At 57.4% G+C, this 13,819-nt stretch carries 9 protein-coding genes; 7 read left to right on the top strand and 2 right to left on the bottom strand.

From position 1 onward, the window contains the following. Positions 1-323: 323 nt before the first annotated feature. A complete protein-coding gene (locus GHO32_RS19280) occupies positions 324-4,736 on the bottom strand; it encodes a membrane-targeted effector domain-containing toxin (RefSeq protein WP_153442962.1) in 4,413 nt (1,470 codons plus the stop codon). A gap of 184 nt (positions 4,737-4,920) precedes the next feature. Between GHO32_RS19280 and GHO32_RS19275 the strand changes: the two genes are divergently transcribed. The 7 genes from GHO32_RS19275 (at position 4,921) to GHO32_RS19245 (ending at position 13,144) form a co-directional block, all read left to right on the top strand. Continuing rightward, positions 4,921-6,678 carry a carbamoyltransferase gene (locus GHO32_RS19275; RefSeq protein ID WP_368668487.1) on the top strand — a complete coding sequence of 586 codons (1,758 nt, stop codon included), beginning with the start codon at positions 4,921-4,923 and terminating at the stop codon, positions 6,676-6,678. Continuing rightward, positions 6,662-7,792, top strand: a complete 1,131-nt coding sequence (locus tag GHO32_RS19270) for a glycosyltransferase (protein ID WP_153334861.1) — start codon at positions 6,662-6,664, stop codon at positions 7,790-7,792. The genes GHO32_RS19275 and GHO32_RS19270 overlap by 17 nt, the downstream gene beginning before the upstream one ends. Beyond that, positions 7,792-8,688 carry an antimicrobial resistance protein Mig-14 gene (locus GHO32_RS19265; RefSeq protein ID WP_153334862.1) on the top strand — a complete coding sequence of 299 codons (897 nt, stop codon included), beginning with the start codon at positions 7,792-7,794 and terminating at the stop codon, positions 8,686-8,688. Before GHO32_RS19270 ends, GHO32_RS19265 begins: the two co-directional genes overlap by 1 nt. Positions 8,689-8,789: 101 nt before the next feature. Next, entirely contained in the window at positions 8,790-10,214 is a 1,425-nt protein-coding gene (locus GHO32_RS19260) for a PIG-L deacetylase family protein (protein WP_153334863.1), read from the top strand. Next, positions 10,211-11,167, top strand: a complete 957-nt coding sequence (locus GHO32_RS19255) for a glycosyltransferase (protein ID WP_048385206.1) — start codon at positions 10,211-10,213, stop codon at positions 11,165-11,167. Before GHO32_RS19260 ends, GHO32_RS19255 begins: the two co-directional genes overlap by 4 nt. Before the next feature lie 67 nt (positions 11,168-11,234). Beyond that, positions 11,235-11,996 (top strand): glycosyltransferase family 2 protein, encoded by a 762-nt coding sequence (locus GHO32_RS19250; protein WP_048366639.1) that lies wholly within the window; start codon positions 11,235-11,237, stop codon positions 11,994-11,996. A 47-nt stretch (positions 11,997-12,043) separates the two neighbouring features. Next, a complete protein-coding gene (locus GHO32_RS19245) occupies positions 12,044-13,144 on the top strand; it encodes a glycosyltransferase (RefSeq protein ID WP_153334864.1) in 1,101 nt (366 codons plus the stop codon). Here the strand turns inward: GHO32_RS19245 and GHO32_RS19240 are convergent. After that, the gene (locus tag GHO32_RS19240; protein WP_048366637.1) at positions 13,133-13,738 is read right to left on the bottom strand and encodes a lipopolysaccharide kinase InaA family protein; all 606 of its coding nucleotides are present in this window, start codon (positions 13,736-13,738) and stop codon (positions 13,133-13,135) included. The genes GHO32_RS19245 and GHO32_RS19240 overlap by 12 nt on opposite strands. Positions 13,739-13,819 lie beyond the last annotated feature (81 nt).

Raw genomic sequence — 13,819 nt, 5'->3', positions numbered from 1 at the left:
TCAATAAAAATCAGGCCTTGCACGGTAGTTTGCAGGGGTGTGCGTACGCTCTGTCGGTCACTGGCGCGATGGATCCACTCAGGCACTCCCGGTACTTTGGGGGGCCGGGAGTGTCCACTTGAAGCAGAAAGTCACCTTTAAAGGTGTATAGACTGGGCGCACGGTTGGTTCCCGGAGCAACGCCGCATGGCTGTGCACGCTCTGGAGTGTATGGGTGTGCCTGGTACCTGCGGGCTATACCGTCCAGGGCGATAACCTGAATGCCGTAATATCGTTTTGCTATTGCTCATGGCATTAAAAAGTGGGGCTGGCAGGGCCACACATTAGCCGGAAAGCTGCCCACTCATGCCTCTGTTTTGCAAGTCGGCGACCAGGTCGCTCAGCAGTGCATAACGTTTTTCATGAATATCCAGCCATGCCGGCCGGCTGATAAAAATGTTCCCGCGGGTGTCAATTTGCAACGGCGTATAGACGATCAGTCCGCTTCTGGAACGGTGAATAAGCTCTGGCCGTTGCTCAAGGGACACACCAAACGTAAAGGCACCCGGCTGTTTGAGCACTCGCTGCAGGTAGGTTGCAGGCAGCCTGGGGTTAATGGAGGGCGTGCCGGGTATTTCGACGTCCAGCACAAAATCACTTTTGATCAATTGATGGTCATAAAAAGCACCTAGGCGAGACGTGATCAGGCCGGGGTCACGCCTCAGGCTCACCTGGCTCCCTGGGGCCACATCCATGATCCGCAGGCCGATCCCGCCCTCAAGCTCGGCTAGCCCGGGGATACCCTGGTAGGTATTGGTGTGAGTGTTGCCGGTCAGGGCGAGCCAGCGCCGGGGGGTGAAAGTCTGGTCGTTGCGAATAATTTGTGATGCGCCATAACTCATCATTTCAATACGCGGGTTTAAGGCCGATCGTCTTTCCAGGCCTGAGCAGTGATAACTGACGAAACAATCGAGTGCCTGTATTCGAATGCCGTGGCGTTGAGCTTCACGCACCAGGTTGCTAAAGGTATAGGTGCTGGAGTTGACGCGATGCCCCAGGTCTTGCGAGCGAAGAAAGTGCTCCAACTGTATGGGCATATGCCCCGTGTCAAAAAAAGCATTCAGGTCGCGTTGGTGAAAGTCGGTTTGTAAGTGCTCCAGATACAGCACCTTGACGTTCTGTTCGGCCAGGAACTGCATGTTGTCGATGATCAGCTTTTTGCTGCCTGCATAGTGATGGGCTTCCCCTACGATGATGCCGCTTGTTTTACCGTAGAGGAGTTTGAACATGTCTTGTGCAGAGGCATTTTGCGGTATTTCAGGTAGTTGTGGCCTGGCATTGTATGAATAGGCCTTGAAGAATTTTTGTGCATCTTCGTGCATGCGCACTTGAATGCCATACGCGTGGGTTCGGGCTGTATCGAGTTCATTGTTTAACGGGTAACCGTAATCATGCAGGTTAGTTTTGCCACTGGTCATGATGGTTCTCAAAGCGGCAGCGTGTTGCTCAGCGGTGTCGTATTGGCTCAGGCTCGTGGTTGATGAAAGTTGCCTTCTTTGAGGTTGTTCTAGGGTGAGTGGTTGCCACTGCCGGGTTTTATCGACCAGGCGGTTCTTGACCTCCCAAGCGGAGGTGCTGGACTGACGCCGTACTTTGTAGCGTGTGCGACCCCAACGCGAAGTGCCTGGCACTTGCAGGAACAACTGACGCGCCAGCCAACCCTTGTGCACTTCAAAAACAAGGGTGTTCTGCTTGATGTAAATGAGGTTGTTGAGTGTGTACAGCCCCTGCGCGTCCGGCGCGATGCCGGTAAGGTCGACCGCCACTGAAGCGCGCTGGATCAGTTCCGGGAGGCTGGCGGGGGGAGTGTGGGAGGTCAGGTTAAGTGGGTTCCAGTGCCCCGTCGAAATGTCATGAACCATAGCGGTGCGGTACAGCGCCAAAGGTTGACGTTCATCGATGATGTACCAGGTTTCGCGCAGATAGTTGTATTGGCAACGGTACACCTCCGATTTCGGGCCTTTGAGGTAGTTAAGGCGCTGGCCGTTTGTCGCGTCGGTGGTTTCGTAAATGCCCCCTGTGTAGTGTCCTTCCAAACGTAGGCGCATGGATTGTGTACGGGCGCTGCTGGCTGCTTTGGGATTGAGCGTGGCAACTGGCGCGGGTAAACGCTGACGAATTGCCCGAGCGAATACGCGTGAGCCGGCAAACTCCGATGCCGCACCCGTGAGGTGAGTGATTGCCAGAAAATAAAGAAAGGTGCTCTCCTGCTGTTCGCCGCGAGCCAGCGCATCAATGCCTTGGGTGACGGTGTGTACAAAGCGCCCCAGCAGGTACAAGAGCCTAACCTTTAAGGGCAGGACGAAACTGACGACATCAAGAGAGATGAGCACCACATCCTTTATGGTTTCCAGTGTGGTTTCCCAGGTCGATGTCGATTGTTCGTCGGCATTGCGCAGGATGAACTGCGATTCCTCGTCGTAGCAGGCCTCAAAAATCTGTTTTTGCGCGGGCACAAGCTTGAGCGCCGATGCGTTCAGGCCCTTGTTCAATAAATGACGCACGTAAGGTTGTTGGGCGAAGCTGACCCGTTGCAACACGTAATTGTTCAACCCCTCGGCCCCCAGCGTTTGTGCCAGAACCTCCAGGGTTTCAACCCTGCGAAACCAGATTTTGTCCGGTGCGTAGGGTGTGTAACAGAGCAATTGTGTGGGCGGCTCGGTGCTGATGACCCATAGGCCCGGTAGAACGTAACCATTGAGTTCAAGCAGATGGGTGTCAACACGCTTGCCCTCGACGCGGGGCCGTTCGTTATCCTTGGGGTAATTAAGCAGTGTTCCAACTCTGGACACGTCTTCATCATTGAGCGCGTGGCTAGGCGTGTCGATCAACCGGGCCTCTAAAATATCCAGGCGCAATTGCGCCTGAGCCACTGCCACATGCCGTTCCATACGCCATTGGGCTTGTGCGTGGCGGGTATTTAACGCCGGGTCGTAAATCAGTAACGAGCGCATGCCCTCCACGTAGCGCTCACCGATATTCTGTTGGCGCACCAGCGTTTTTATATACGCGGGTGTGAGAACAGGGTGGTGCTGACCTTGGCTATCCTCGACCTGCGCAGTCAGGGTGTAGGTGATGTCCAACGCTCTCACATTGGTTAACGCCAATACGCTCAAGCTGACGCGTGTGCTGTTTAGGCTTATCGTGGGCCCTGTACGGCCAATGCTGGCACCTGCAGGGTAGGTTGTCGGGTTAAGAGGGTAGATAGCGGGGCCGGTTTGCAGCGCTTGGGTGGTTACAATGAAAAGGGCGTCGGGGTCTACGTCCAGATCATGATCCGCTTTTATTTGTCGCTTGAGACGTGCTTTGGCAAAACTGAGCAGGCTGCCTGTCGAGTATTCGGACAAGGAATCGTCGACGTCCAAGACTTGCGCGGACTGCTGTTCATGATCGAGTTGTTGAACCGCGCGTCGCCATTGCTGTTTGTGTTCGTCGCTGGCCTGCTTGAGCCAGTCCGGTAATTGGGCTTCGAGCAGCCTCGCGTAGCGCGTCAGCAGAATGCCTGCCGGATTGAGAGAGAGGCTTGCGTTTTTTGCTTGATCAATATGAGCGGCCAATGCCTGCAGGTCTCGCTCCTGGCCTTGGCTGCGTGCGGTTGCCCAGGCGTATTGAAGGTTTTTTGCACACTTGTCGATCAGTTCATCGACATAGGTGGTGAGCGTGTTGTGTGTGATTTCTCGATAGCCCACCTGATTCAGCCCCTTGGCCCGATCTCGCTCACTGAGCAACGCGAAATCGAGCAGCGCTTCACGCTGGTTCACATCGGCCAGCCTGGCCTCTAGTTCCAAACTTAGCGCATGCAACGAGTCAAATTCCTCCAGCCCGCTGACAGGGCTATAGAACACCACGTTGCTGTGTGTCGGCTCGGTTGTCTCCTGACGAGTGCCCTGATCGTGGGACCGGTTGAAGCTGTGCATCGCATCGCCCAAACCCGAAGCCGTGTTGTCGGCCAGCACCAGAAGGCCTTGGAGATGGACGTCCTGTGTAGCGTGTTCGCCTTTTAACGCTACGCCATACACGGCAATGGGTTTGGTCACGTTGCTGTTCAGGCGCTGGCGGTAAGTGGCGTATGTCAGCATCTGGTTGACGGCCGCCTGGCTAAGGGTGCTTAAGGTGCCGTCGGCATGGCGCACGTCATTTTCAGTCTGCAGCAGGTCACGAATAAACGTGCATAGCCAGTCCTTGGGGGTTGAGTTATTGAACCGGAGGTGCGCGGTCTTCCAGAAGTGTTCGTGTGCACTTCTGACGCGTCGTTCAAGGTTATGAGTGATGTATTTGGTGAATAACTCGACCTCTATTAAGCCGATACCCGGAACGATATCCTGTTCATCCAGTGAATAGGCCGCCCGGTAAAGCTTTGCGGTTTGCGGTGCCCCATTGGGTATTTGCTGGCTGGCGTAACTCTGGCAGATCAGGCTATTGAGTGAGCGGCTGATGAGTCTGGGCTGCTGGCCGGGAAGCGGCGGCTCCTCGTGGTTGATGTAAAGCGTATCGACGCTGCTGCCGGGCGTCAGGTCCGGAAACACGATAAAGAGGTGATGATTCAGCGAGTCGGACAGGTTCGGGATGGCCTGGGTCAGTCGGCTTAATTGGCGGTCTGCTTCATTGAACTTTGCGAGTAGTGCTTGCATAGGAGCGGTTCCTGTTGAAGGCCGCGTGCGAGGCGCACGTGACAGCGTACTCACAGCAAAACGCAAAACCTTGGTGTATGGGCCTTATATATGTGTAGCTGTGGGTCAGGACGGCGTGGTAAATCGCGCTGGGTCATTCCCGTGCGCTTTACGCTATAATCCCGCCCTTTAGTTGTTTCTGTGCGTTGCGCGCAGTACACCCTTTTTTCAGGCGCCCGCCGCCTGCCTGCATTTTTAAGAGGCTAATCCAGTGGCATTGACGATCCTTGGCCTGTCCGGCGCCCTTAGCCATGATCCCTCCGCAGCCCTCTATATTGACGGCAAGCTGGTTGCAGCGGCTGAGGAAGAACGCTTTGTACGCGACAAGCATGCAAAGAACCGCATGCCTTACGAGTCCGCAAAATTCTGCCTTGAGCAAGCGGGTATCAAACCTTGCGACGTTGATGTGGTGGCGATCCCGTTCGCCCCTGTCAGCTTGTTCGGCAAGGCCCGCTGGCACTACGCCAAGCGCTACTGGTACGCCCCGGACCGCGCCCTGGATGCGATCCTGATGGGCAACCGTCGCTACAAGCGCTATCGCAACAAAATTGTGTTCTGCCTGCAGCAACTGGGTTTTGATCCGAAAAAAATCAAGATCGAGCCGGTTGAGCACCATTTGGCCCACGCCTCCAGCGCCTACCACTGCTCGGGTTTCAAAGAGAAAACCGCGATTCTGGGTATCGATGGTAAAGGCGAGTACGCCACGACCTTCTTCGGTTATGGCGAAAACGGCAAGATCACCAAGATCAAAGAATTCTTCGACCCGGACTCCCTGGGCGGCCTGTACGGCGCGATCACCGAGTTCCTCGGTTTCGAGATGCTCGACGGTGAGTTCAAGGTCATGGGCATGGCGCCGTACGGCGACGCCAGCAAATACGACTTCTCACGCCTGGCCTCGTTTGAAAACGGCGAGCTGGTGGTCAACACCGAATACGCCAACGTTATCGGCCTGCGCCGCTACAAAGAGAAGGGCAAAGGCTTCTACTTCTCGCCAAAACTGATTGAGTGGCTGGGGCCCAAGCGCGAAGGCGACATCGCCGACGAGCCGTACATCCACTACGCCGCCAGCATGCAAGCGCTGTTTGAAAAACTGGCGCTGCAGATGATCGACTACTACCTGGGCGACATTCTCAAAGAGACCGGCAAAATTGCTTTTGCGGGCGGCTGCGCGTTGAACGTGAAGCTGAACCAAAAGATCATTGCCCGCCCAGAAGTCAAAGAACTGTTCGTCCAGCCTGCGTCAGGCGATGCCGGTACGGCGGTGGGTGCTGCGGCCTATGTGTCCCACGCGCGCGGCGTGCCGGTCGAGAAGATGGAACACGTCTACCTCGGCCCTGCGTACAGCAACGAAGACGTGATCGCGGCGTGTGCCCGTCACCCGGGCAAGCCAGCCTGGCGCAAAATCGAAGGCACGCCTGAGAAAATCGCCAAGATCATGGTCGATGGCAACCCGGTAGCCTGGTTCCAGGGCCGCATGGAGTTTGGCCCGCGTGCCTTGGGCGGTCGTTCGATCATCGGTTGCCCGAGCAGCGAAGGCGTGGCTGACCGCATCAACGAACAGATCAAGTTCCGTGAGCGCTGGAGGCCTTTCTGCCCGTCGATGCTCGACACCGTGGGCCCGCAGATGATCAAGGTCGATCACCCGGCACCGTTCATGACCTTCACTTTTGAAGTGGCAGAAGAGTGGAAAACCCGCGTGCCGGAGGTTGTGCATGAAGACGGCACCTCCCGCGCCCAGGTGCTCAAGCGCGAATACAACCCGCGCTACTACGACATGATGAAGGCCCTTGAAGTACTGACCGGCAACGGCGTGTCGCTGAACACCTCGCTCAACCGCCGTGGTGAGCCGATGGTGTGCTCGCCGACCGACGCCCTGAACATGTTCTTCGGCTCGGACCTGCAGTACCTGATCATGGAAGACATTCTGGTCGTTAAAGAAGGCGCCCAGCGTTATGAATCGCTCGACTGAGCGGCATGTGCTGCAGTTCTGCCACGGCTATGACGGGCCGTTTCTGGACTGCGCGCGCCAGTACGCCAGCCTGTTTGCCGGCAGCGGGTACAAGGTCACCACGGTCTTTTTGACCGGGGCGGCCGACCCCGAAGTTGCCGCAGGCTGCGCGTCCGACGAAGTCCTGTTTATGGAGTTCAGCTCCAAGGCCATTCGTGGCCTCAAGCTGGGCGCCATCGCCAAGCTGCGTAAAATCGCCGCCTCGCGGGCATTCAGCTTTTGCATCGCCCACCGCTTCAAGCCGATTTATATCGCCTTGTTGGCCACGGGTTTGCCGGTGATTGGCGTGCATCACGCGTTTGGTGACTACCAGCGCGGCAGCCGCAAACTGTTCGCTAACCTGTTTCGTAAACGCCTGAGCCTGCTCGGGGTGTCTGATGCGGTGCGTGACGACATGCGCCAATGCCTCCCCAAGTGGCCGACCGGGCGTATCAGCACGCTGTACAACCGCATCGATATCGACGCCGTACAAGCCAGCCAACTGCCCGGCACCCAGGCGCGTGAAGCGCTGGGGTTGTCGGTCGATGGCTTTATTGTCGGCAACGTCGGGCGCCTGCACCCGGACAAAGACCAGGCCACGCTGATCAAGGGCTTCGCCCAAGCACGGGCAGATCTGCCAGCAGATAGCCAATTGGTGATTCTGGGCAAAGGCCGTCTGGAGCAAGACCTCAAAGAGCTGGCCTGTGAACTCGGTGTTGCCGAGCAGGTGAAGTTTTTGGGCCAGGTGCCCGATGCACGGCGTTATTTCCGTGCGTTTGATGTGTTTGCCCTCAGTTCCGATCACGAACCGTTTGGCATGGTCTTGCTGGAGGCCATGGCCGCTGGCGTGCCGTTGCTGGCCACGGCCTGTGGCGGCGCCAAGGAAGTGGTGGAAGGTGTGGGGATCTTGTTCCCGCTGGGCGATGTCGAGCATTTGGCTCAGGGCATCAAGCACCTGTCGGTGCTCACCGATGAGCAGCGCCATGCCTGTGCTGACCTGATGCTGGCGCGCCTGCACGAGCGTTTTAGCGATCAGGCCGTTCATGACCGGTTCTGGCAGTTGGCGCAAGTCACCGACCTGACTGCGGGGGCCTGATGCTCAATTATTTCCAGGGCTGGCGTGAGCGCGGCTGGAGCGTTGTTGACGCGTCTGTTTACGCAGAGGCCTGGCAACGCTTTGGTGGCAGCGTGGCCACGCACCCGATGGTGGTTGAGCGTTTGGCTCAGTTGGCGGGTATCCCGGTGCGCTACCTGGCCTGGGAGCAAGATGGCGAAGTGAAAGCCGCGATTCCGACCTGGGGCCGCGACCTGGCTTTGTCCAAGGACGTGCTCAAGCGCTACGGCAAAAAAGGCCTGTTTGACCTCGGTAATGCCGAGATCATTCTGCCGGCTGCCGACGGGGCCAACGTGCCCTTACGTCACCGTGGGCGTTACCTGTCGCAGCTCAATGAGGGCCGTTTCAGTACGCTGATCCAGCAAACCGAACAGCTGGCGATGGCCCGCACGCCTGAAGAACTCTCGAAAAAATTCCGTTACAACCAACGCCGCGAACTGCGTTTGCTGGAAGAGGCGGGCGGTGTGGTGCGCCCGGTGACGGACTTTTCCAGCACTGAACTGGCGGCCATTTACTGCGATCTGTTCCTGCGCCGCTGGGGTTTTATGGCCACGGGCGCCGAGCGCATGGCCGACGTGGTCGAGCTGTTGCGTGAGCTGTTGATCGGTTCGGTCATATTCCTTAACGACGCGCCTATTGCCATCCAGTTGGTGTACCGGGTTGAATCCCCGCAATGGATCAGCGTTGAGTACGTCAACGGCGGCGTTGACCCGCAAACCCGAGATTTCAGCCCCGGTAGCGTATTGAGCTTTCTCAATACCCAATCGGCCTGGGAGCAGGCGCGCAGCGTCAACAAGCCTTTGCGTTTCTCGTTCGGCCGCGCCGACCGCGAATACAAAGAGCGTTGGTGCAACCCGGTGCCGGTGTTTAAGGTCTAGTGCACACCTTGTAGGAGCTGCCGCAGGCTGCGATCTTTTGATCTTTAAACGATCGCAGCCTGCGCCAGCTCCTGCAGAGCATCAAACATAAGAGTTGAGCCATGAGCCGCAAACAGCAACTCCTCAAGCGCCATCGGCGCAATAAACGAATTGGCTTGCTGGTTGGCCTGCTGGTGCTGATTGTCAGCGGTGTCTGGCTGGCCTGGTGGCTGCCGCCGGTATTGGCGGTGCTGGGCTGGGTGGCCCATGAGGCCTGGTTTGCGGACCATCTGTTCTATTCCCCCCAAGACGACTACCAGTACGCCTTCGACCCCGACGGCGAGTGTCTTGACGTGCGCCTTGAGGGCGAACGCCTGGTGCTTGATCAGCCGTTGAGCGTGACCGGCAATCACACCCTGATTCTGGCCATCAAGGTCAGCAGCCGCGGGCTGGGGCGTTTCATTGACCCGAGCATTCAACTGCTGGGTGGCGAACAGCCCGATCAGCAAACCTTCGAGCGTGGAGTCAACGGGCTGCGCTATGTGAACCTGAGCGAGCACGCTGGCGCATTGGCCCGTGGCGAGTTGCGCCTCAAAGGCCGGCACTGCCGCGTCTCTGGCCAGCCCCAGCTGTGGTTGTTCCGCCAACCCGATTACCGCGAGCAACGGGTCATGGTCATTGCGCCCCATGCCGACGATGCGGAACTGGCGGCGTTTGGTTTGTACAGCCAAGCCAAAGAGGCATGGATCGTCACCCTGACGGCCGGTGAAATCGAAGCCGAGCATTATCAGCAGATGGGTCTTGAGCGCGCCGAAGCCGCGCGCCTCAAGGGTCGCTTGCGGGCATGGGACAGCCTGGCCGTGCCGCGCTGGGCCGGTGTGCCTGAGGCGCATTGCGCGCAATTGGGCTACTTCTGCCTGCAACTGCCGGCCATGCAGGCCGCACCGGATCAGCCGATGCCGTCTCGCGAGGCGGATATGAGTGACATCCGCCTATTTCGTCAGCTCAATCCGTTTCCTATGCCCGGCGATGGCGATGGCGCACCGACCTGGAATAACCTGCTGGCGGATCTGCGTGCCTTAATCCTGCGCGCGCGCCCTGAAGTGATTGTGCTACCGCATCCCTCGCTTGACCCGCACCCCGACCACATCTGCGCGCAAGCGGCGGTGTTCGAGGCGCTGCAAGGGCTGGAGTGGCAGCCGACGACGATTTTGGGCTACGCCAACCATTTGCATGACAATGACCGCTGGCCCATGGGCAATAGCGGTGATGGGGTGGCTCTGCCGCCGGTGTTCGATGCGTCGCTCAGCTTGCACCCGTGCAGCCTGCCGCTGACGCTGGCCCAGCAACGCGACAAGGCCATGGCGCTGGGCATGATGCACGACCTGCAACCGCGCGCTGCGCTCAAGCGCCGCGTGCGCCGGTCAATCCAGGCGCTGCTGGCGGGCAGACGGCCATCGCCTTATGGCGAGAATGAATATTTTCGTAAAGCAGTTCGACGGCATGAGCTGTTCTGGCGCCTCAAGGCGTCGCAAGGAAACCCATGAGAGTTCTATTTCTAGTACAGAAAGAGCAGCGGGCCATTCTGGATCGCTTGTATGACGGCATTGCAGCCCATTGCGAGTGCGATACGCGCTGGCTGAGCAGTGACGAGCAGCGCAACTTGCGCAGCTACTTCCGCCGCGAAGTGGACGTGTCGCGTTATGACCGCATTGTGTTTTTCTTGCGTTTTAAACAAGAAATCCGCCAGGTCGGCTTTATTCGTACCGTGCCCAACCTGGTGATCCTTGAGCACGATGCGTATCAGAATTACATCGAGTGCAAATACACCGGTAAATTCAGCGCCCATTACCGCCAACTGCCGTGGGCCCGGGTGATCACCTCGGGTTTTATGGTTACTGAGCGCTTACGCGAAGAGGGCTTTGACGCCGTATTTGTGCCCAAAGGCTACGACCAGACGCTGCTGCATGACTTGGGCCGTGAGCGCGACATTGAGCTGGCGTTTGTTGGCAGCACCAACAGCGTGGCTTACAGTGGCCGCAAAGCGTTGCTCGACGAGCTGGCCAGCGTCGAGCCGCTGGTGGTGACACGCACCAAGTCCGGTGATGATTACCGCGACACCCTTAACCGCATCCGCTTTTTTGTCAGCGCGGACGTGGGCATGGGCGAATACATGATTAAAAACTTTGAGGCCATGGCCTGCGGCTGTGTGCTGCTGGCGTTTGATCAGGGTGAAGCCGAAAACCGTGCGTTGGGCTTTGTCGACATGCACAACATTGTTTTCTATCGCGACATTCCAGAGCTGCAAAAAAAACTGCAACAGCTGCGTAATGATCCGCAACTGGCGGCCGATATCGCTCTTCGTGGTCGTGATCTTGCGGTGTCACAGTACAGCTTCGGTCGAATTGGCCAGCGCATTGTTGAAGAGCTGCAACCGGCACTACGTCCGCATCCGCCCTTGTCCTGGGTCGATCGGGTGCGATTGAAGCTGGGGATCTGAAACATCCCCCGGTGCAATCGTGGTGATACCCAAAGGACTGAAACTATTTAATGAGAGGAGGCGAACCGTGCGGTTCTGCCAAGAAAGTGACATCACCCTGGTTGTGACCAGCTGCGGCCGTCTTGACTTGCTCAAGCTGACGCTCGAAAGCTTTGACCGGTTCAATACCGCGCCCATTCGTGAAGTTTTTATTACCGAAGACTCCGGTGATGAGGCCGTGCGCGAGGCTATTCCGCCCAATTGGCGTGAGCACTGCACCGTTTTCGTCAATAAACCGAAACTTGGGCAGTTGGCTTCCATCGATCTGGCCTACTCTAAAGTCAGCACACCGTACATTTTTCATTGTGAAGACGATTGGGAGTTTTATCGCCCGGGCTTTGTCGAAGACTCAAGAGCGATTCTGGAGAACAAACCAGAGATCTTGCAGGTCTGGCTGCGCAGCTACGCACACGACTTGCGCATTCACAGCCCTTACCTACATTACGGTGAGCGCGAGGTGATTGCAGGCGTCGCGTGCTACCCGGTGTTGTCGGATAAACCTGAATGGCAAAGTTTTTCGCTGAATCCTGGATTACGCCGTTACAAAGAATATTTGTTATGTGCGCCTTATAGCGGTCATGGTGGCGAAAAAGCGCTATCCAAGCGCTATGCCGAGCTTAATCTGCAAGCGGTGGCCCTTGAAGCTGACGCGGTGTTGCACACAGGCTTTGGCAATCATGTCGAGGTGCCTGAAGAGCGCCAGCGCAAGCTGCGACGCGGCCGTCGGGAGCGGATCAAGTTGTTCGTTACGTTGTTGGTGGGCGTTCTAATAGGCGTCCTTATCAGTTAGCAGGTACAGGTTTGAATGGTGATGATTGAACGGCGAGGAAGCGTGTGATGAGCATCATTAATGTGATGTGGTCAGGCGGTTCTCCTTATGCGTCTGTACACAAGGTTCACCAGCAAATCCTCTCTCAGGCATCACCGGGTACACCGGTAAAGACCTGGTTGTTACAGCACTCTGCCCCGGCTTGCCTGCGTGAGCTTGGGCAGGTTGAGGCTTTGAAGTTGTCTACGCGCTTTTTAAAAGGGCGGGGCATCTGGGCGTTATCGCGCCCGTGGCGTAATTGTTTTTTTCGCAAGGCCCTGCTCAAAAATGACGCCCGGCAGGTGCTGATCGATGGGCTGGGCGTGGCTCGGGTGCTGTTGCCGGCCTTGCGCACACTGCCGCATGTACGGGCGGTGGTGATGTTTCACGGCTCAACCCGCCTGCAATGCAAAGATGTCAGGCTGCTTCGCCAGTTTTCCAGCGAGCAACTGACACTCTGTGCTGTCTCGCAAACCCTCGCAGACTCCATTTCGGCCGATCTCAAGTTGCCGGTGGTCACCCTGAGCAGCATGCTCAACCCGCATACATTCGAGCAGCAGTTGTTGCCACGTGATCAGGCGCGCCAGCAACTGGGCATTCCTGCGGATACTCATCAAGTGTTCGGTGCCGTAGGCCGTCTGGTGGACTCCAAGGGCTTTGACACCCTGCTCAGCGCGTTTGCCAAAACCCTCACGACCCACCCGGATCGACTGCTGATCATCATCGGCGAAGGCGCCATGCGCGCTGAGCTGGAGGCGCAGGTCAAGGCGCTGGGGCTGCAAGGCAAGGTCTTGCTGCCGGGCTACGTTGATAACGTGGCCAGCCTGTATCGGGCATTTGACTGGGTGCTGATACCGTCGCGGGCAGAAGGCCTGGGGCTGGTCGTCCAGGAGGCGGTCATTGCTGGCGTGCCGATACTGGCCAGTGACCTGCCTGTGTTTTATGAGCAGTTAGGCGAGGCGGGGAACTACGTGGCGGTCGGCGATGAGTCGGCATGGGCACGGGCGATTGAAGCCAGCGACACGCTGTCGACAACAGAAGTGGCTGCGCGCCAGCACGCAAGCCTTGACCCGGAACATGCCTGGCTGCGCTTCAGGCAGGCATGCACCACGGTGTTGTCAGGCCTTTAAAAAGGCGTCTTTGAGGGCTTGAGCGGGGAATTTATCGCTGAGGCTCTCGCGCTCGATATAACGCAAGAAGTGTTGCAGGTTGCGCTGGACCAGCTTTTTGGACAGTGGCGCCCTCACAAAACTCATGTCGGCGACATCAATCAAACCCCACGCGTTGTCAGGGGTCACCACAATGTTGCCCAAGTGCAGAGAGCGGAAGTAAATACCGGCCGCGTGCAATCTGCGAATCAGCTCGATAAGCTTCGGCAGATTTTCTGACCAGTCAAAACCGTTTTTTTCTGCGATCTGACGCAGGGTTTCACCGGGCAGCGGGCGATACAGCACCGCGGTCATGCCGGGTTTATCCAGACGGTAAAACGCCAGCACCTTGAGGGTGGGAATACCCAGCTTCTCGAGTTGGGCCGCGTTATCGATAAAACGTTTGGAATAAGGGCGCAGCAAGGCGGACGACAGAAGACGCTTGCGGCGAAACAGTTTCACTATGTTCCCGTCTTGCAGCAGGTAGACTTTTGCACCATAACTGTCCGCCTCAAGAATTTTGGCGCCTTCAATCATTTGATTTAAAGCGGCTTGTGGAAGCCGTGAACATTGCATCGTAGAACCCTTGCGAGCAGTCAGACACGCAATGATGCCGAAAAAGTGGCGCTTTAACCATGCCAGGTTGGCCGGGTAGAT

It is taken from the genome of Pseudomonas sp. FSL R10-2189 (assembly GCF_009600325.1).
Classification (GTDB): Bacteria; Pseudomonadota; Gammaproteobacteria; order Pseudomonadales; family Pseudomonadaceae; genus Aquipseudomonas; species Aquipseudomonas helleri.
Note: the sequence above shows the minus strand (reverse complement) of the source record. Positions and strands in the feature narration are given on the sequence as shown.

Excerpts from the sequence above, each read along its gene's own strand:
- GHO32_RS19255 (WP_048385206.1), top strand. The coding sequence starts at position 10,211 with ATGAGAGTTCTATTTCTAGTACAGAAAGAGCAGCGGGCCATTCTGGAT.
- GHO32_RS19245 (WP_153334864.1), top strand. The coding sequence starts at position 12,044 with ATGAGCATCATTAATGTGATGTGGTCAGGCGGTTCTCCTTATGCGTCT.
- GHO32_RS19240 (WP_048366637.1), bottom strand. The coding sequence starts at position 13,738 with ATGCAATGTTCACGGCTTCCACAAGCCGCTTTAAATCAAATGATTGAA.
- GHO32_RS19260 (WP_153334863.1), top strand. The coding sequence starts at position 8,790 with ATGAGCCGCAAACAGCAACTCCTCAAGCGCCATCGGCGCAATAAACGA.
- GHO32_RS19270 (WP_153334861.1), top strand. The coding sequence starts at position 6,662 with ATGAATCGCTCGACTGAGCGGCATGTGCTGCAGTTCTGCCACGGCTAT.
- GHO32_RS19265 (WP_153334862.1), top strand. The coding sequence starts at position 7,792 with ATGCTCAATTATTTCCAGGGCTGGCGTGAGCGCGGCTGGAGCGTTGTT.